This is a genomic window from Nocardia sp. NPDC050175, assembly GCF_044459885.1.
Taxonomy (GTDB): Bacteria; Actinomycetota; Actinomycetes; order Mycobacteriales; family Mycobacteriaceae; genus Nocardia.
Map to the genome: position 1 here is coordinate 180,675 of NZ_JBITJI010000015.1, position 21,512 is coordinate 202,186.

General features: G+C 72.7%; 2 protein-coding genes. Both read left to right on the plus strand.

All coding sequences use genetic code 11. The features are described from left to right. Positions 1-29: 29 nt before the first annotated feature. A complete protein-coding gene (locus tag ACIBK2_RS38170; protein ID WP_396974812.1) occupies positions 30-16,070 on the plus strand; it encodes an SDR family NAD(P)-dependent oxidoreductase in 16,041 nt (5,346 codons plus the stop codon). A gap of 27 nt (positions 16,071-16,097) precedes the next feature. Further along, a complete protein-coding gene (locus tag ACIBK2_RS38175) occupies positions 16,098-21,449 on the plus strand; it encodes an SDR family NAD(P)-dependent oxidoreductase (protein WP_396974814.1) in 5,352 nt (1,783 codons plus the stop codon). The last annotated feature ends 63 nt before the right edge of the window (positions 21,450-21,512 follow it).

The window sequence follows — 21,512 nt, forward strand, 5'->3', positions numbered from 1 at the left end:
CCACGCAACGCCGATGTGGGGATGTGCGCATGATGCAGTCCGGTGCCGACGCTACCTCGGCCGACAATTCGACCCTCGCGGCCAGGCTCGCCGAGATCGCACCGTCGCAGCATCGACGGTTCGTCATCGATCTCGTACGCCGTGTGGCGGGCGCCGCCCGCCTGGCCGCGCAGCCCGACCGCGACGAGCCGGTCGAGGCCGGATTGTCCTTCCAGGCACAGGGACTCGACTCGTTGGCCGCCGTCGAGCTGCATCGGCGGTTGACCGAGGAGACCGGCCTCGACCTCGAGGTCACCCTCGCGTTCGACTATCCGACCCCGGAGGCGCTCGCCGACGGCCTGCTCGCCGTGCTGCTCGGTCCACGCGCAGCGGCGCCGAGCGACCCGGCGGCCGCGGCGGAGCCTGCCGATCCCGACGATCCGATCGCGGTCGTCGGGATCGGCTGCCGGTACCCCGGTGGCATCGACTCACCCGAGCGGCTGTGGGACGTCCTCATGGCCGAACACGATGTGCTGTCAGGGTTTCCGGCCGATCGCGGCTGGGATCTGGACCAGCTCTTCGGCGGCGATGCCGAGCTGGCGGGCGTCAGCCGCACTCGGCGCGGTGGATTCCTCGACGGCGCAGCGGATTTCGACGCCGACTTCTTCGGCATCAGCCCGCGTGAGGCGATCGCGATGGATCCGCAGCAGCGCCTGATCCTCGAAACATCGTGGGAGGCACTGGAACGCGCAGGCATCGATCCGACCGGGCTGCGCGGCAGCCGGACCGGCCTGTTCTTCGGTGCGGAGGCCCAGGAGTACGGCCCGCGCCTGCACCAGGCGGCCGCGGGCCTCGACGCGTATCTGATGACGGGCAACGCGCCGAGCCTGATCTCCGGCCGCGTCGCCTATGTGCTCGGCACCGAGGGGCCCGCCGTCACGGTGGATACCGCGTGCTCGGCGGCGCTGGTCGCGGTGCATCTCGCGTGCCGGTCGTTGCGCAGCGGGGAAGCCACCCTGGCGCTGGCGGGCGGGGTGGCCGTGTCGAGCACGCCGGGTGTGTTCACCGCGTTCAGCAGGCAGCAGGGCCTGGCCGTGGACGGGCGCTGCAAAGCCTTCGCCGCCGCGGCCGACGGCACCGGATTCGCCGAGGGCGCTGGTGTGCTTGTGCTGGAACGACTTTCGCAGGCCCGCCGGTTCGGGCATCCGGTGCTGGCGGTGGTGCGCGGTTCCGCGGTCAACTCCGACGGCGCGAGCAACGGGCTGACCGCGCCGAGCGGTCCGGCGCAGCGCCGCCTGATCGAAGCCGCGCTGGCCGACGCGGGATTGCGGGCCGAGGAGGTGGATGCGGTCGACGCGCACGGCACCGGCACCGTGCTCGGCGACCCGATCGAGGCGAAGGCCCTGATCGCCGCCTATGGTCAGGACCGCCCCGCCGACCGGCCGTTGCTGATCGGCTCGGTGAAATCCAATCTCGGACACACCCAGGCCGCGGCCGGGGTGACCAGCGCGATCAAGATGATTCTCGCGCTCGGTCACCGAACACTGCCGCGCACACTGCATGTCGACGCGCCAACGCCGCATGTGGATTGGTCGGCCGGCGCCGTCGAGTTGCTGACCGAGGCGCGGCCGTGGCCGTCGGTGTCGCGCCCGCGCCGCGCGGGAGTGTCCGCGTTCGGGCTCAGCGGCACCAATGCGCATCTCGTGCTCGAGCAGGCCCCGGACTCCGAGGACGCGGTGGCGCGCGACCGGCCCGCGGTGACCACGCCGCTGCCGTTCGCCCTGTCCGCGCGGGGCGCGGCAGCTCTGCGGGCGCAGGCCGCCGGGCTGTTGCGGCGACTGGACGAACTCGACGAGTCCGCCATGGTGGATCTCGCCTACACCCTGGCCACCGCGCGGGCGGCACTGCCGGACCGGGTCGGGATCGTCGCCGCCGACCGCGCCGAGTTGCGGGACGCCCTGGCGCGGGTAGCCGACGGCGCTACGCCGGGGGACACCGCCGCCTCGGCATCGATCGCCGTCATGTTCACCGGACAGGGCAGCCAGCGCGCCGCGATGGGCCGGGAGTTGTACGCCGACTACCCGGCGTTCGCTGATGCGCTGGACGCCGTCGCCGGGGAGCTGGATCTGCAGCTCGACGTGCCGCTGTACGACGTCCTGTTCGCCGAGGCCGGGTCGGCGCGGGCCGCATTGCTGGACCGGACCGAATACGCGCAACCCGTGCTGTTCGCGCTCGAGGTCGCGCTGTTCCGGCTCGTGTCGAGCTGGGGTCTGACGCCGGATTACCTTGTCGGACACTCGATCGGGGAGTTGGCCGCCGCCCACGTCGCGGGTGTGCTCAGCCTGCAGGACGCCGCGATCCTGGTCTGCGCCAGGGGCAGGCTGATGCAGCAGTTGCCCGCCGGTGGCGTCATGGTCGCGGTGCGGGCTCGGATGGACGAGATCGCGCCGCTGCTCACCGAGGGTGTGCAGGTGGCCGCGATCAACGGGCCGGAGTCGGTGGTGCTTTCCGGGGTCGAGGACGAGGTCGCCGCCGTCGTGGCGGAACTGGCCGCGCGCGGCCGCGACAGCACCTCGTTGCGGGTGAGTCACGCGTTCCACTCCCGGCTCATGACGCCGATGCTGGCGGAGTTCGAGCGGATCGCCAGGGTGCTGGACTACCGGCCCGCGCGGATCCCGGTGGTGTCCACCGTGACCGGGGCCCTGGTCGGCGCGGAGTTCGCGACACCCGAGTACTGGGTCGAGCACGTCGGCGCCACCGTGCGATTCCAGGAGGCCCTGGACTGGCTGGCGGCGGCGGGCGTGCGCACCTTCCTCGAGGTGGGGCCGCACGGCGTGCTCTGCGCGATGGGGCGCGACTGCCTCGCCGACCCCGGCGTCGCGTTCGTCCCGCTGCAGCACCGGACTCGGCCGCAGGCGCGAGAAGCGGTGTCGGCGTTGGCCATCGCGCATGCGCGGGGCGCGTGGGTCGACTGGCCGATGTTCTTCGCCGACAGCGGCGCCCGCCGCGTCGACCTGCCGACCTACCCCTTCCAGCGCAAACGCTACTGGCTCGAATCCGGTTCGGCCGCAGTCGGTCTCGCCGAGCTCGGGCTGGTCTCGGCGGACCATCCGCTGGTCGGCGCGGTCGTCGAGGTCGACGCGGAGACGGTGGTGTTGACCGGGCGTCTGTCGCTGCGCAGCCATCCGTGGTTGGCCGACCATGTCATCGATGGCGTCGTGCTCGTCCCCGGCACCGCCCTGCTCGAGCTCGCGCTGCGGGTCGGTGCGCAGGTCGGGGCGAATCAGGTCGAGGAACTCACCATGGCCGCGCCGCTGACGCTGGCCGAGGGCAGTGCCGTCGCGATCCGAATCACACTGACCACCAACAGTTCCGGTGATCGGCACGCGCTGGCGATCGGCTCGCGGCCCGATAGCGACCCGGGCGACGCGTGGACCACGCACGCCACCGGATTCCTCACCGCAGGGCCCGCGCGATCAGCGACCGCACCGGCGGTGTGGCCGCCGGACGCCGAGCCGATCGAGCTGACCGGCGTGTACGAGGAGCTGGCGGCCAGGGGCTACCGGTACGGCCCGACCTTCCGTGGTCTGCGCCGGGCCTGGCGGCGTGGCGATGATCGCTACGCCGAGGTCGAACTCCCGCCGACGGTGGACGGTGCCGCGTTCGCGATCCACCCCGCGCTGCTCGACGCCGCGCTGCACGCCGCCGACCTCGCCCGCGAGCCTGCCGATCAGGTGCTCGTCCCGTTCGCCTGGACCGGGGTCAGCCTGCACGCGGCAGGCGCGTCGGCGCTGCGGGTGCGTATCTCCCGCAACGGAACCGACCAGATCGCCCTCGAAATCGCCGATGCCGCAGGCGTTCCCGTCGCCGAGATCGCGGGGCTGGTGTCCCGGCCGATCGCCACGGCCGAGGTGCTGTATCGGGTCGAAATGGCTTCCCTCCCAGGCACTTCCGTGGTGAATCGCGCGGTGTCGGCCGGGTCGCCGGACTTCGCCGTGCTGGCGGCGGCCGACCCGGTGACGGCGCTCGCGGAACTCGCCGCCGAGCCACGCCCCGAGGTCGTGGTGCTCACCGCGCCTGCCGAAGCAGGCGATCCGGTGGCAGGCGCACGCGCCGGGGTCGTCACCGTGCTCGCCGTGCTGCAGGCGTGGCTGGCGGACGCGCGCTGGTCCCGGTCGCGCCTGGTGGTGCGGACGGCGCCCGGCCTGCCCGGCTCGGCGGTGCGTGGTCTGGTGCGCGCGGCCCAGGCCGAGCACCCGGGACGCATTGTGCTGCTGGAAACTTCGCGACCGCAGGAGCTCGACGAGATCAGTGCGGCGCTGGCCACCGGGGAGCCGGAGCTGTCCGCCATCGCCGATGAACTCCGCGTGCCGCGCTTGGTACGGGTACCGGCGGCGATCACCGCCGCCCCCGCCTGGGGCACGGTGCTGATCACCGGCGGCACCGGCGGAGTCGGCGGCCTGATCGCCGAGCACCTGGTCCGCGAGCACGGGGTGCGTCGGCTCGTGCTGCTCGGCCGCGGTGCGGGCGACGGCGAAAAGGCAAGGGAATTGGCCGAATCGGGTGCCGAGGTGACCGTCGTCAGCTGCGATGTCGGGGACCGGGCCGCGCTGGCCAGGGTGCTCGCCGACCATCCCGTCGATTCGGTGATCCACGCGGCCGGGGTGTTGCGCGACGGCGTAATCGACACGCTCACCGCCGAATCCGTCGACGAGGTCTTCCACGCCAAGGTCGCGGGCGCCTGGCACCTGCACGAGCTGACCGCCGATCGGCCGCTGACGGCCTTCGTGCTGTTCTCCTCACTGGCCGCCGTGCTCGACGGTGGTGGGCAAGGCAACTACGCGGCCGCCAACGCGTTTCTCGACGCGCTGGCGCAGCACCGCCGGTCCCTCGGCCTGCCCGCGGTCGCGCTGGCCTGGGGTCTGTGGGCCGAGCAGGTCGGGATGGGCGCCCGGTTGGGCGCGGCGGGCCGGGCGCGGATCGCCCGACTCGGGGTGCCGGGACTGACCGCGCCGCAGTCACTACGCCTGTTCGACGCTGCGGTCGGATCGCCGGAATCCCATGTCGTGCCGGTGCGTATCGACCTCGCGGCGGTGCGCGCCCGGCCGGACGGGGTGCCCGCGCTGTTGCGCGGACTGGTGCGGCCGGTGCCCCCTCGGGTCGCCGCCACCCGAACCGGTGCGGTCGCGCCGGGTTCCCTCGCCGACCGACTCGGCGGGCTCGGTGCGGCTGAACGGAACCGAGCGCTGCTCGACCTGGTCCGCGGCGAGATCGCGGCGGTACTCGCGCACGACGGCGCCGACGCCATCGCACCGCAGCGGGCGTTCACCGATCTCGGATTCGATTCGCTGTCCGCCGTCGAACTGCGCAACGGCCTCGGCGCGGCCACCGGTCTGCGGCTGCCCGCGACGCTGATCTTCGACTACCCGACCCCGGCCGCGCTGGCCACCTATCTCGGCGACACCCTCTTCGGCGCCGAGGCCGCACCGCGGGCCGTCGGCCGGGCCAGGCCGGCGGACACCGGTACCGACGAGCCGATCGCGATCGTGGCGATGGGCTGCCGCTATCCCGGCGGGGTGCGCTCGCCCGCGGACCTCTGGCGGCTGGCGGCGGACGGCGTCGACGCGATCACCGGGTTCCCCACCGATCGCGGCTGGCCGACCGATATCTACGACCCCGAATCGAAGACGCCGGGCAAGTCGTACTGCCGGACCGGCGGATTCCTGCACGATGCCGCGGATTTCGACGCCGAGTTCTTCGGCATCTCACCCCGTGAGGCGCAGGCGATGGATCCGCAGCAGCGGCTGCTGCTGGAAACGACCTGGGAGACCATCGAGCGGGCGGGCATCGATCCGCACACCCTGCGCGGCAGCGACACCGGCGTATTCGCCGGCGTCATGTACCACGATTGGGGCCTGCGCCTCGGCCCGCTCCCCGAGGACATCGCCGGGTATCACGGCAACGGCAGCCTCGGCAGCGTGGTGTCGGGCCGGGTCGCCTATGCCTTCGGGCTGGAGGGTCCGGCGGTCACCATCGACACGGCCTGTTCCTCGTCGCTCGTCGCGGTGCATCTGGCCGCGCAGGCGCTGCGCGGGCACGAGTGCGGGCTGGCCCTGGCCGGCGGCGTCACGGTGATGTCGACCCCGGACACCTTCGTCGATATGAGCAGACAGGGCGGCCTGGCCGCGGACGGCCGCTGCAAGTCGTTCGGGGCGGGCGCCGACGGCACCGGCTGGAGCGAGGGCGTCGGCGTGCTGCTGCTCGAGCGGCTCACCGACGCGCGGCGCAACGGCCATCGGGTGCTCGCGCTGGTCAGCGGGTCCGCGGTGAACTCCGACGGTGCGTCCAACGGGTTGACGGCGCCGAGTGGGCCGTCGCAGCAGCGGGTGATTCGTCAGGCGTTGGCGGTGGCGGGGTTGTCCCCGGCCGAGGTGGATGTGGTGGAGGGGCACGGGACCGGGACTCGGTTGGGTGATCCGATCGAGGCGCAGGCGCTGTTGGCGGTGTACGGGCAGAATCGGCCGGTGGATCGGCCGTTGTGGCTCGGTTCGATCAAATCCAATATCGGTCACGCCCAGGCGGCTTCGGGCGTCGCGGGCATCATCAAAATGGTCTCGACCATCGAGCACGGGGTGCTGCCGCAAACCCTGCACGCCGAGGTCCCCTCCGACCAGGTCGACTGGACCGCAGGCGCGGTGCGATTGCTCGCCGAGCCGGTGCCGTGGCCGGTGACCGGACGACCGCGCCGGGCCGGGGTGTCGTCCTTCGGCATCAGCGGCACCAACGCGCACGTCATCATCGAGCAGGCACCCCCCGCCCTGCCCGTGGTCGAACACCCGGTGCCACCGGTCGAGCACATGGTGCTGCCGTGGCTGGTTTCCGGTGCGACACCGGCCGCGCTCGCCGCGCAGGCCGTGCGCTTATCCGCCATGGCGAGCCCGTTCGACCCGGCCGTCGCGGGTGCGCTCGCCACCACCCGCGCCACCCTGGCGCACAACGCGGTGGTGCTCGCGGCCGACGCGGACGAGCTCGCCGGCGGTCTGGCCCAGGTGGCGGACGGGGCGGCGCCGATCACCGACCGGGTGCGGGAGGGCAAACTCGCGTTCCTGTTCACCGGGCAGGGCGCACAGCGCCTCGGCATGGGCCGGGACCTGTATCGGGCGTACCCGGCGTTCGCGGCGGCGTTCGATGCGGTGACCTCGGCGCTCGACGACCAGCTCGACCGGCCGTTGACCAGCGTGCTGTGGGGCGCCGACGCGGCCGTCCTCGACCGGACCGAGTTCGCGCAACCTGCCTTGTTCGCGCTCGAGGTGGCGCTGTTCCGGCTGGTCGAGAGCTGGGGGGTGCGGCCGGACTTCCTGGTCGGTCATTCGATCGGCGAGTTGGCGGCCGCCCACGTCGCCGGTGTGTTCTCGCTGCCCGATGCGGCCCGCCTGGTCGTCGCCCGTGGCCGGCTGATGCAGGCCCTGCCGGACGGCGGCGCCATGGTCGCGGTCCGGGCCTCGGAGACCGAAGTCCGTCCATTGCTCGACGGGGCGGTCGACCTCGCCGCGGTGAACGGACCGGACTCGGTGGTCCTGTCCGGGCCCTCTGCCGCGGTCGCGGCCGTCGCGGCCCGGTTCACCGAGCAGGGCCGCGAAACTCGCTCCCTTGCCGTATCGCACGCGTTCCATTCGGCGCTGATGGAGCCAATGATGGCCGAATTCGGCCGTATCGCAGGCGAATTGGATTGCGCCGAGCCCACCATCCCGATCGTATCCACCGTCACGGGCCAGCTCGCGACGGCCATGGAGCTCGGCTCGCCGGAATACTGGACCGCCCAGGTGCGCAGGCCGGTTCGGTTCGCCGACGCCATGCGGCAGCTGGCCGGGCGGCGCGTACTGACCCATGTCGAACTAGGCCCGGACGCGGTGCTTTCGACATCGGGCCCGGCCTCGGGCCACACGGACGCCGCGTTCGTGCCGCTACTGCGCCGGGGTCGCGCGGAGCAGCGCGAGCTGCTGGCCGGTCTGGGGCGGATGCATGCCCGTGGCGTCGCGGTGGACTGGCCCGCGTTCTTCGGCGGTCCGGTCGACGCGGTGGACTTGCCCACCTACGCCTTCCAGCGCAGCCGGTACTGGCTCGACGGCATCGGCGGCGGTGACCTCCGCGCAACCGGATTGGCGACGATCGTCCACCCGATCCTGCATGCGGCCATCACGGACGCCGAGACCGGCGGGGTGCTGCTGAGCGGTGTACTCACCGCCGACAGCCGGTCCTGGGTGCTCGATCACGCCGTGCTCGGCCGGGTCGTGTTCCCCGGAACAGCCTTCGTCGAACTGGTGCTGGCGGCCGGAGCACACGTCGGTTGTCATCGGATCGAGGAGCTGACCCTGCAGGCTCCGCTGGTCCTTCGGCCCGACGCCCGGGTGGCGCTGCAGATCGCGGTGAGCGGACCGGACGGTGCCGGTGGCCGCTCGGTCACGGTCCACTCCCGCCCTGACGGCGACGACGCGGCCTGGACCAGGCACGCGACCGGCCTGCTGAGCAGGGAGGCCGACGAGCCCGACCGCGAGCTCGCGCAATGGCCGCCGGACGGCGCCGCGGCGGTGCCGAGCGATCGGGTCTACGAGGTGCTCGCCGACCGCGGCTATGGCTATGGCCCGGCGTTCCAAGGCCTGATTCGGGCGTGGACCCGCGGCAGCGACGTCTTCGCCGAGGTCGCCCTCCCGGCGGATCGGCACGCCGAGGCCGCCCGGTTCGGCTTGCATCCGGCGCTGTTCGATGCCGCCATGCACGCCGACCTGCTCGGCTCCGACGGTCGCGGTCGCGGCGAAACGCTCATGCCGTTCTCCTGGAGCGGGGTGAGCCTGCATGCGTCGGGAGCCACCGCGCTAAGGGTGCGGATCCGTCGGGTGCGCGGTGACGAGGTCTCCACCATGGAGTTCGCCGACACCGCGGGCCGCCCGGTCGCCAGCATCGAATCGCTTGTCTCGGTTCCGGTTTCGGCCGCCCAGCTCGCGGTGACCAGCGCGGGCGCCCTCTACCGGGTCGCCTGGGAGCCGACGGCCGCTACTGGCGCCGCGGCGGTCACGCTGTTCCGCGTGCCTGTCGCGGCGGAGTCTGTGCCTGGTGCGGGGGAGTCCGTGCCGGACGCCGTGCACCGGATCGCCGCTGCCGTGCTCAGCGCGATACGCGACTGGCTCGCCGACGATCACAACGCCGACACCAAACTGGTGGTGCTCACCCACCGCGCGGTCCGGACGGCACCGGGCGAACCGATCGACGTCACCCAGGCTCCGGTGTGGGGCCTGGTCCGCGCCGCGCAGGCGGAGAACCCGGGCCGGTTTGTCCTGGTGGACACCGATTCCGAGCTCGACTCCCTCCCCGGGCTGCCGGACGAGAACGAGCTCGCCCTCCGCGACGGCACGCTGTTGCGGCCTCGGTTGGTGCGTACCGGCAACACGGGCGAGGGCGGCACACCCTGGGACGACACCGGCACGGTATTGATCACCGGTGGCACGGGCGGCCTCGGCGCCCTGCTCGCGCGTCATCTGGTGACCGTGCACGGCGTTCGCCATCTGATACTGGCCGGCCGCCGGGGCCCCGCGGCCGCCGGCGCCGCCGAGCTGGTCGCCGAACTGACGGCCGCCGGTGCGCGGATACGAGTGGTCGCCTGCGATGTGCGCGACCGGCAGGCGCTGGCCGCGCTGCTCGACTCGATCCCGGCCGGGCAGCCACTGACCGCCGTCGTGCACGCCGCCGCGGTGGTCGACAACGGGTTGACCACCGAGCTGGACACCGATCGCCTCGACGCGGTGCTGGCGCCGAAGGTCGATGCGGCATGGCACCTGCACGAGCTGACCGCCGACCTGCCGCTGACCGCGTTCGTCCTGTTGTCCTCCGCCGCCGGGCTCGCGCTCGCCGCAGGCCAGGCAGGCTATGCGGCAGGCAACCAATTCCTCGACGCGCTCGCGCTGCTGCGGGCCGAAAGTGGCCTGCCCGCTACCGCATTGGCTTACGGCATGTGGGCGGTCGACACCGGCCTCGGTGGCGCGCTGACCGACGCCGACCTCGCCAGGATGCGTCGCCTCGGCCTGCCCGCCTTGCCGGTGGCCGATGCGCTCGCTCTGTTCGACACGGCGTTGGCGGCCGGCGAACCGGCGGTGGCGCCGCTGATCGTCGACCCGGCGGCCTTGGCCGCGCGCGGCGCCGAACTCCCCGCGCTGCTGCGCGGGCTGGTTCCGGCGCCACGGCGGGTTGTCGAACGGGCGGGCACCGCGACCGGCGACGAATCCGCCACCCGGCTGGCCGCCTTGCTCGGCCCGGACCGCGACCGCCTGATGCTCGACCTGGTCCGGCGGTCCGTCGCAGGCGTGCTCGGGCATGCGTCACCGGGGGCGGTCGAGCCGGACAAAGCCTTCCGCGACCTCGGCGTCGACTCACTCGCCGCGGTAGAGCTGCGCAACGCCCTCGGCCAAGAGACCGGTCTGCGCTTGCCCGCGTCACTGGCCTTCGACCACCCGAACGCGCGCTCGGTCGCCGAACTCTTGCTCGGCCGGCTCACCAGCAACGGCGCCGCGACACCGGCACACATCGCAGCGAGCCCGCCGCCGCCGGACGCGGACCTGATCGCGATCACCGCGATCAGCTGCCGCTTCCCGGGTGGTGTCCGGTCCGCCGAGGACCTGTGGCGGCTGGTCGAGCAGGGGCGCGACGCGATCGGCGCGTTCCCGGCCGACCGTGGCTGGGACGCCGACACACTCTTCGATCCGGAGCCGGGAACGCCCGGGAAAACCTATGTCCGCAACGGCGGATTCCTTTATGACGCAGCCGAATTCGATCCGGAGTTGTTCGGCATCATGCCGCGCGAGGCGCTGGCCATGGACCCGCAACAGCGGCTGCTGCTCGAGGCGTCCTGGGAGGCGCTCGAGCGCGCGGGCATCGACCCCCGGTCGGTCCGCGGCAGTCGCACCGGGGTCTATGTCGGCGTGATGTACCACGAGTACGCCAGCCGGCTCCGCACCGTGCCGGACGATCTCGCCGGCTACCTCGGCAACGGCAGCGCGGGCAGCATCGCTTCCGGCCGGATCGCGTACACCCTCGGCCTGGAGGGCCCGGCGGTCACCGTCGACACGGCCTGTTCCTCGTCGTTGGTATCGCTGCACATGGCGTGCCAGGCGCTGCGTTCCGGCGAAGTGGACATGGCGTTGGCCGGCGGCGTGACCGTCATGCCGACACCGGACATCTTCGTGGACTTCAGCCGTCAGCGTGGCCTGGCCGCCGATGGCCGCTGCAAGTCGTTCGCGGCGGGCGCCGACGGCACCGGCTGGAGCGAGGGCGTGGGTCTGCTGCTGGTCAAGCGGCTCGCGGACGCGCGACGCGACGGCGATCGGGTACTGGCGGTGGTGCGCGGCAGCGCCATCAACCAGGACGGTGCGTCCAACGGGTTGACCGCGCCGAACGGGCCGTCGCAGCAGCGGGTTATCCATCAGGCGTTGGCGGCAGCCGGGTTGTCGCCCGGCGAGGTGGACGCGGTCGAGGGGCACGGGACCGGGACCCGGTTGGGTGATCCGATCGAGGCGCAGGCGTTGCTGGCGGTGTACGGGCAGGATCGGCCGGTGGATCGGCCGCTGTGGCTCGGCTCGATCAAATCCAATATCGGTCATGCCCAGGCGGCGGCCGGGATCAGCGGCGTCATCAAGATGGTGATGGCGCTGCGGCACGGCACGTTGCCGAAGACCCTGCACGTCGACGCGCCGTCGCCGCAGGTCGATTGGTCGGACGGGGACGTGCGGTTGCTCGTCGAGCCGGTGCCCTGGCCCGCATCGGACCGGCCGCGCCGGGCCGGGGTGTCGTCGTTCGGCCTCAGCGGCACCAACGCGCATGTGATCGTGGAAGAAGCCCCGCCGGTCGCACCGATCGCACCGATCGCGCCGCCGGTGGAGCCTGCCGCTCCGATACCGCTGATCATCGCGACGGCCGCCGCGCGCACCCTGCCGGAGCAGGCGACCGCGCTGCGCGACTTCCTCGCCGCCGACCCCGGTCTGCGGCTCACCGATGTCGCCTACTCGCTGGCGGTTTCGCGCGCCCGGCTGCCGCACCGGGCGGTCGTGCTGGCGGCGGATCGTGCGGAAGCGCTGCTCGGCCTGACCGCGATCGCCGAAGGGACGGCATCGCCGCTGGCGATCACCGCGACGCAGACACCTGGCGAGCAAGGCACGGCGTTTCTGTTCTCCGGCCAGGGTGCGCAGTGGGCCGGGATGGGACGCGAACTGTACGAACGCTTTCCGGTGTTCGCCGAGGCGCTGGACGAGGTGTGCGCCGAGCTCGACCGGCTGCTCGAACGTCCGGTGCGCGACATCATGTTCGCCGATCCCGGCACCGCCGACGCGGCACTGCTGGCGACGACCGGTTACACCCAGCCCGCCGTGTTCGCCTTCGAGGTGGCGCTGTTCCGCCTGCTGACCTCGTTGGGCCTGGTCCCCGACGCGCTGCTCGGCCACTCGATCGGTGAGATCGCCGCCGCGCACGTCGCGGGCGTGTTCTCACTCGCCGACGCGTGCACCATGGTCGCGGCCCGCGGCAGGCTGATGCAGGAATTGCCCGAGGGCGGGGCCATGGTCGCGGTGCGCGCCACCGCGGCCGAAGTGGTCCCGCTGCTCGGCGTCGGCGTCGGCATCGCCGCGATCAACGGCCCCCGGTCGGTGGTGATCTCCGGCGCCGAGGACGCCGTCCACGCGATCACCGAACAGTTCCGGTCCGCCGGGCGCAAGACGGTCCGGCTCGACGTGTCGCACGCCTTCCACTCGCCGCTCATCGAGCCGATGATCGAGCGGTTCCGCGCGATCGTCGACGGCCTCGACTTCCACCCGCCGACGATGCGCATCGCCTCCACCGTGACCGGCGACCTAGTCGACCCGCGGGAATTCGCCGCGCCGGAGTACTGGGTCCGGCACGCGGTGCTGCCGGTGCGATTCGCCGACGGCATCCAGCGCCTCGAATCGGACGGCATCACGCGCTACGTCGAGGTCGGTCCGGACGGGACCCTCACCGCGCTGGTCGAGGAGTGCCTGACCGGACCCCCGGCGGTAGTCGTCGCGACGCAGCGACGGCAGCGTCCCGGGCCTGCCTGCCTGGTGGAAATGCTCGCTCGGCTGCAAGTCACCGGGGCGGGACCGGACTGGGCGGCGTATTTCGCCGAGGCGAGGCCGCGTCGGGTCGAGTTGCCCGTGTACGCCTTCGAGCGCCGCAGATTCTGGTTGGACGCGGGAGCGGATGCGGCCGTCGATATCACCGGCATCGGCCAGGTCGCGGTCAACCACCCGCTGCTCAGCGCGGCGGTCGGCACGCCGGACGGCGGCGTGGTGCTGACCGGCCGCCTCGCGCTCGACACCCACCCGTGGCTGGCCGATCACGACGTGCTCGGCACCGTACTGTTGCCCGGCACCGGCTACGTCGAGCTCGCGATCCGGGCCGGTGCCGAGGTGGGCTGTGATCTGCTCGAGGAACTCACCATCGAGGCCGTGCTGCCGCTGACGCCGAAGGGCGGCACCGCGATTCAACTGGTCGTCGATCCGGCGGACCCGGCAGACAGGCGCTCGTTCGCGGTGTATTCCCGGGCCGACGACGCACCGCGCGATCTGCCGTGGACCCGGCACGCGTCCGGCGTGCTGGCCGCCGCTGACCGGCCCGTACCGGCGGCGGGGTTCGGCGGTCCGTGGCCGCCCGAGGGTGCCGAGGCGGTCGACATCAGCGGTGTCTACGACTATCTCACCGGTCAGGGCTACGGCTACGGGCCGATGTTCCGTGGGCTGCGTGGCATCTGGCTGCGTGGCGCGGAGACCTTCGCCGAGGTCGCGTTGCCCGAGGGCGCGGCGGCCGAGGCGTTCCGGCTGCACCCTTCGCTCCTGGATGCCGCGCTGAGCGCGACCGACTTCATGGACGGGCGCAAGCCACAGGACGTCGGCGGCACCCAGCTGCCGTTCGCCTGGACCGGCGTCACCGTGCACGCCGCCGGCGCCGCCCGGCTGCGCGTCCGGATCACCAGGGCGGGCCAGGCCGGACCCGGTTCGGACGCGGTGCGGCTCGAGCTGTCGGACCCGGCGGGCGGCCCGGTCGCCACCATCGAGTCGCTGGTGGTGCGGCCGGTCACCGCGGCTCGGGTGAACGCGGCGGCCGCCAGGAGCACCGGTCAGCACGAGTCGGTCTTCCGCATCGAATGGCACCAGCTCCCGCTCGGCTCCGCCGTCGCCGCCGACGCCGGTGACTGGGTCGTGCTCGGCGGCCGCGACGACCTCGTCGCGGCGCTACCCGGCCTCGCCCGCGTGCCGGACTTCGCCGCACTCGTGGCCTCGGTCGACGCGGGCCGGGCAGTGCCGGAGCTCATCCTGCTACCGATCGGACCTGCCGAAGGCGACGTGCCCGCCGCGGTGCGCGCGACGCTCGACGGCGTGCTGCACGTGCTGCGAATGCTGCTGGCCGACAACCGGTTCGGCGGAACCCGGCTGCTGGTGTGCACGCTCGACGCGGTCGCCGAGGTCCCCGACCTGGCACAGGCGCCGGTGTGGGGACTGGTTCGCTCGGCCGCCGAGGAACATCCCGGACGGTTCGTCATCATCGACCTCGACGGCACCGTCGCCGCCGCCAGGCTGCTGCCCGCGGTCGCGGCGTCCGGGCAGCCGGAGGTGTCGATCCGGGGGCGTGCGGCCAGGGTGCCGCGGCTGCGCCCGATCCCGCTGCCCGCACCCGGCCTCGGACCGCGCTGGGACAGCGCGGGCACGGTGCTCGTCACCGGCGGCACCGGCGGGATCGGCGCGCATATCGCCAGGCACCTGATCCGGACGCACGGGGTGAAACACCTGCTGCTGGTGTCGCGCCGCGGACCGGCGGCCGCGGGCGTCGCGGATCTGGTGACGGAGTTGTCCGCGCTCGGCGCCGAGGTCGCCGTCGCTGCCTGTGATACCGCCGATCGGGTCGCGCTGGCCGAGCTGCTGTCGACGGTGCCCGCCGGGCGTCCGCTCACCGGCGTGGTGCACGCGGCGGGCGTCATGGACAACGCACTGGTCGACGCCCTGACCTCGGAACAGCTCGAAACGGTGCTGCGGCCGAAGGTCGACGCCGCCTGGCACTTGCACGAGCTGACCAAGGACCAGGGTCTGAGCGCTTTCGTGCTGCTCTCCTCCTGCTCGGGACTGCTCGTCGGCGCCGGGCAGGGGAACTACGCGGCGGCCAACCGGTTCATCGACGCGCTCGCGGTCCGCCGCCGCGCGGCAGGCCTGCCCGCGGTATCGCTCGCGTTCGGCCTGTGGGCCGAGAAGACCGCGCTCGGCGGCGGCGTCACCGAGGCCGACCTGCACCGAATGGGACGTCTCGGCATGCCTGCGCTGGCCACCGAGGAGGCGTTGACCCTGTTCGACGAGGCGCTCGCCGCGCCGGATCCGGTCCTGGTGCCGATTCGGCTCGATCCGTCGGCCCTGGCGTCGTCCGGTGCTCGAATTCCGTTCCTGCTCAGCGATATCGCGCCGGCGGCGCCGACCCGGCCGCAGCCGGTCACCGCCGCGCGCGGTACGGCGGGCCTACCAGTTGCCACGTTCGGCGACCGGCTTGCCGCACTGGATCCCGAAGGGCGCAGGCGTTTGGTCCTTGACCTGGTCGGCCTGCAGGTCGCCGAGGTTCGCGGGACCGATCCGGCCGAGGTGGATCTGCATCGCGGCTTCACCGATCTCGGTCTGGACTCGCTGGCCGCGATCGACCTGCGGAACAAACTCCAGACGGCGACCGGCATCCGGCTGCCCGCCACGCTGATGTTCGACTACCCGAACCCGGCCGGTCTGGCCGAGTTCCTGGTGACCGAGCTGACCGCCGAGTTGGCGGCACTGGAACCCGAACCGGTGGTCTCGGTTGACAGCGAGACAGCGGTCCGGACGGCGCTCATGTCCATCCCGGTCCAGCGGCTGCGCGCGACGGGCCTGCTCGACCAGCTGCTCGCGCTGGCCGGACCCGCCGACCCCCCGGTCGGCGCCGACGACCACGGCGCGGCGGAGCCGTCGGTGCACGCCATGTCGGTGGACGAATTGGTGCGGGCGGCGCTGCGCAACGGTGATTCCTGATCGGTACGAGCGGAAGGCCAGTGGTTCATGGAGACCTCGGTTGAACAGGTCGTCGAAGCCCTGCGTAAGACGATGCTGGAGAACGAACAGCTGCGGCGCAGGCACGCGGAAACCGTTGCCGCCGACCGCGAGCCACTCGCGATCATCGGCATGGCCTGCCGCTATCCCGGTGGCGTCCGCTCGCCGGAGGACCTCTGGCGGCTGGTGGCCGCGGGCGCCGACGCGGTGACACCGTTCCCGGCCGACCGCGGCTGGGACCGCACCGGACTCTACGATCCGGAACCGGGCAAACCCGGGTACAGCGTGGCGCGCGAGGGCGGCTTCCTCGAGAACATGGCGGATTTCGACGCCGAGTTCTTCGGCATCGCGCCGCGCGAGGCCCTCGCGATGGACCCGCAGCAGCGGCTGCTGCTCGAGGTCGCCTGGGAGGCCGTCGAGCGGGCCGGGATCGATCCGCGGGCGTTGCGCGGCAGCGCGACCGGTGTGTTCGCCGGTGCGATGTATCACGACTACGGCCCCGGCACCAGCGACGGCAGCATCGTCACCGGACGGATCGCGTTCACCATGGGACTGGAGGGTCCGGCGGTCACCGTGGACACCGCCTGCTCGTCGTCGCTGGTCGCGCTGCACTGGGCGGCGCAGGCGCTGCGCGGCGGCGAGTGTGAGCTCGCCCTGGTCGGCGGCGTCACGGTGATGACGACGCCGGACATGTTCGTCTACTTCAGCGGCCAGCGCGGCCTGGCGGCGGACGGACGGTGCAAATCCTTCGCCGCGACGGCGGACGGCACCGGCTGTGCCGAAGGCGCCGGAATGCTTGTGCTGGAACGGCTTTCGCTGGCGCGACGGAACGGGCACCCGGTGTTGGCGGTGGTGTCGGGCAGCGCCGTCAACTCCGACGGCGCGTCGAGCGGTCTCACCACGCCGAACGGTCCCGCGCAGCAACGGGTGATCCGGCGGGCGCTGGCCGCCGCCGGCCTCGACCCCGCCGAGATCGACGCGATCGAGGCGCACGGCACCGGCACCCGCCTCGGCGACCCGATCGAGGCCCAGGCCCTCCTCGCGACCTACGGCAGGGACCGGCCCGCGCGGCTGGCGCCCGTGCTGCTCGGCTCGGTCAAGTCCAACCTCGGCCACACGCAGGCCGCCGCCGGTGTCGCAGGCATCATCAAGATGGTCCAGGCCATCGAGCACGGTGTGCTGCCGCGGATCGTGCACCTGAACGAGCCGACACCGCAGGTGGATTGGTCGGTGGGCGCGGTCGAGCCGCTCACCGAGACGGTCCCGTGGCCGGAGAACGGACGGCCACGCCGGTGCGGGGTGTCCTCGTTCGGGATCAGCGGCACCAACGCACACGTCATCATCGAGCAGGCGCCCGCCGCCGCGCCCGCCGCCGATCGCCCGGCCCCGCGCCGCGACAGGGTTGTCCCGTGGCTGGTATCCGGGCGCAGCGACGACGCCCGTGCGGCCCAGTCGGCCCGGCTGCTGGAGTGGATCGACGACGGGCAGCACGCCGGGTGGCACGCGGAGGATGTCGGGTTTTCCCTGGCGACCACGCGGACCGCGTTCGAATACCGGGCGGCGGTCGTCGGCGTGAGCCGCGCGAAGTTCCGCGCCGGACTGACCGCGTCGGCGTCCGGCGATCGCACCGGCGTGATTCTCGGCTCGACGGGCAGCGGACGGTCTGCGTTCCTGTTCACCGGGCAGGGCGCCCAACGCGCGGGCATGGGGCGCGGGCTGTACGCCGCCTTCCCGGCCTATGCGACGGCCTTCGACGAGGTTTGTGCCGAGTTCGACCGGCACCTCGGTAGCTCTCTGCGCGACGTGGTCTGGCGCGACTCGCCCGAGCTGCACCGCACCGAATTCACCCAGGCCGCGATATTCGCGGTCGAGGTCGCACTGTTCCGACTGCTGCGATCGTGGGGCATCCGGCCCGATTACGTCGCCGGACACTCGATCGGCGAGATCGCCGCGGCGCATGTCGCCGGGATCTTCACGCTGGCCGACGCCTGCACGCTGGTTGCGGCCCGCGGCCGGTTGATGCAGGCGCTGCCCGACGGCGGCGCGATGGTGGCCATCGGCGCGTCGGCGGCCGAGGTGACCGCGGCGCTGGCCGATCTGCCCGCCGTGGTCGGCATCGCCGCCGTGAACGGGCCTGCGGCAGTGGTGATTTCGGGGCGCGAGGCCGAGGTGCTCGCGCTGGCCGAGCGGCTGCGCGCGGCCGGTCAGCAGGTCAGCAGGTTGCGGGTGTCGCACGCGTTCCATTCGCCGCTGATGGCGCCGATGCTCGAACAGTTCCGGGCGGTGCTCAGCACCCTGTCGCCCGGCGCCGCGCACATCCCGGTGGTCTCCATGCTCGCCGAGGCAGACGGCGACACACTCGGGTCGCCCGAGCACTGGGTGCGCCACGCCGCTGGCGCGGTTCGGTTCGATGACGCGATGCGCCGCCTGTTCGACCTCGGCGTCGAAACGTTCGTCGAACTCGGACCGGACGCGACCCTGACGGTGATGGGTGCGGCGTGCGCCGAAGCCGCGGGGGTGACCCCGACGTTCGTCCCCGCGCTGCGCCGGGATCGCGATGAAGAGACGCAACTGGTGACCGCGGTGGCCACCGCGTACACCCGGGGCCTCGACGTCTCCTGGCCCGCGTTCTTCGCCGACCGCGGCGGTCGGCGAATCGATCTGCCCACCTATGCCTTCCGGCGCCGCCGCTACTGGTCGGCCGAGCAGGCAGGCGGCGGTGCCGATTACGGCCGAGGGCCAAGCCCGGCCGGCCAACTGCGGGTCGAGCACCCGGCGCTGCGCGCGATGGTGCCGCTGCCGAACGACGACGGCCTGGTTTTCACCGGCAGGCTCGCCTCGCTCGACGCGGCCTGGCTGACCGAGCATGTGATCCTCGGGGTCCCCATCCTGCCCGGCACCGTCTTCGTGGAACTGGCGCAGCGGGCCGGTGCCGAGGTAGGCGCGCACACGGTGCGCGAACTGGTCATCGAAGCCCCACTGGCGGTGGCGGATTCGGTCGATCTGCGGGTGCTGCTCGGCGTCGCGGATCCGGCGGGCCTGCGTAGCGTGGCCGTCTACTCGCGCGCTTCGGACGCGGCGGCGGACGATCCATGGACCTGTCATGCCAGTGGCACGCTGGCGACCGAGGCTGTCGCGCAAGACTTTTCGGTCGGTGATTGGCCACCGGCCGCCGACCCGGTCGACGTCGCCGACGCCTATGCGGCCTTGGCCGCGCAGGGCTACGAGTACGGGCCCGCGTATCGCGCGCTGGTGGCGTTGTGGCGCGGCGTCGACGAGACCTTCGCCGAGGTGGCGTTGCCGGACCACCTGGTCGACGAGGCCGGTCGGTACGGGCTGCATCCCGCGCTGCTCGACGCGGCGCTGCACGGCGAACTCCTCGCCGCCGCCGAAACCGATGGCGTGGCACTGCCTTTCGCGTGGCGCGACGTCTGCGTCCGGGTCGGCGGGGCGGCCCGGCTGCGGGTGCGGATTCGCAGGCACGGCGATGGCCGGGTGTCCGTGGCACTCGCCGACTCCGCAGGCGTTGCGGTCGCGCAGGTGGGCTCGATCGTCACCCGACCGGCCGGCGCCGACCGCCTGGCGGTGGCGCTGCGGCCGCAGGATTCCCTGGTAACCCTCGACTGGACACGCTGGGCGGGGGAGGCGGGAGCCGATCCGGTGCCGGATATCGAGTTCCGCAGACTGCCCTCGACCATCGATCCGGTGGCGACCACCGCAGCGGCCCTGCGGTTGCTGCAGGACTGGCTCGACCCGTCGACCCACTCGAGCGCACAGCTCGCGCTGGTCACCCGCGGGGCGGTGGCTGCCCGTCCGGGTGACACCCTCGATCCGGCGCAGGCGGCGGTGTGGGGTCTGGTCCGCTCGGCGCAATTGGAGAACCCCGGCCGGATCGTGCTGATCGATCTGGACAGCGACGGATCCGAGGTGGCCGATCATCCCGCGATACCGGCTGCGCTCGGCGCGGGAGAAACCGAAATAGCCTTGCGTACAGGCGATGTGATGGTGCCCCGGATCGCGAAGGCGCCATTCGTCGCGACCCCGCCACCTCGCGCTTTCGGCGACGGCACGGTCTTGCTGACCGGCGGCACCGGTGCGCTCGGCCGACTCACCGCCCGGCACCTCGTGCGCGAGCACGGCGTGCGCAAGCTGTTGCTGGTGAGCCGTCGTGGCCCCGCCGCGGCCGGGGCGGCGGCACTCGGCGCCGAATTGACTGCCCTCGGCGCGGAGGTGGAGCTCGCGGCCTGCGATGTCGCCGACCGAGACGCGCTCGCAGCACTGCTGGCCGCGCAGACGTCGATATCCGCGGTGGTTCATCTCGCCGGTGTCCTCGACGACGGTGTCGTCACCGCGCTGACCCCGGACAGGGTGGCGCCCGTGCTGCGGGCCAAGGCCACTGCGGCCTGGCATCTGCACGAGTTGACGCGCGACCTCGACCTCGCGGCGTTCCTCCTGTTCTCCTCGGTCGCAGGCACTCTCGGCGCGGCCGGTCAGGGCAGCTATGCCGCGGCCAACGCGTTCCTGGACGGGCTCGCCGGGTATCGGCGCGCCCTCGGCCTGCCCGCCACCTCCGTGGCCTGGGGGCTGTGGGCCGCGGACAGCGCGATGACCGAGGGACTGGACGAGTCGGACCTGGCCAGGATGGCGCGCAGCGGCATCGCGGCGCTGCCGACCGACGCCGCGTTGCGGCTGTTCGATCAAGCGGTCGCCGGCGTCCACCCGGTCGTGCTCGCGGCCCGGTTCGACGTGCCCGCGCTGCGTCGCGAGGGCGCCGCGGTGCAGCCGATCTTCCATGGCCTGCTCGGCACCGTGGCCGCGCGGCCGGCCCGGGCGAGCGCGGCGACCGAGTTGTCGCTGACCGGGCTCGCCCCGGCGCAGCGCACGCGGGCCGTGCAGGATCTGGTGCTCCGGCACACGGCGACGGTGCTCGGCTATGCCGATGCCGCCGAGATCCCGCCCCGGCGCGGCTTCTTGGAGCTCGGCTTCGACTCCGTCACCGCGCTCGATCTGCGCAACCGGCTGGCGGCCGCGACCGGTCTGCGGCTGCCCGCGACGCTGATCTTCGATACGCCGACACCCGCCGCCGTGGCGGACCAGCTGGCGGCGGCGCTCGTCCCGGCCGAGGACGGACCGCTCGACCACGCGCTGGCGGCACTGAAGTCTGCCCTGGAAGCCGCGCTGCCGAGCACGTCGGACGAGGCGGAGCACGCACGGGTCGCGGCCGGACTGCGCGCGCTGGTGACCCGCTGGAACACGGGGCGGCCCGCCGAGCCGGGCGTCGACGAGCATGCTGCCCTGCAGTCGGTGAGCGCGGCCGAGCTGTTCGGCATCCTCGATCGCGAACTGGAGGGGTCGGACTGAGCGATTAGGGGGCCGTAGGGGTTCCGCTGAATCGGCGATCATCGCAATCTTAGATATTGAATT

What these genes read in the sequence shown, in the direction of transcription:
- ACIBK2_RS38170 (WP_396974812.1), top strand. Translation starts at nt 30, where the DNA reads ATGATGCAGTCCGGTGCCGACGCTACCTCGGCCGACAATTCGACCCTC.
- ACIBK2_RS38175 (WP_396974814.1), top strand. Translation starts at nt 16,098, where the DNA reads ATGGAGACCTCGGTTGAACAGGTCGTCGAAGCCCTGCGTAAGACGATG.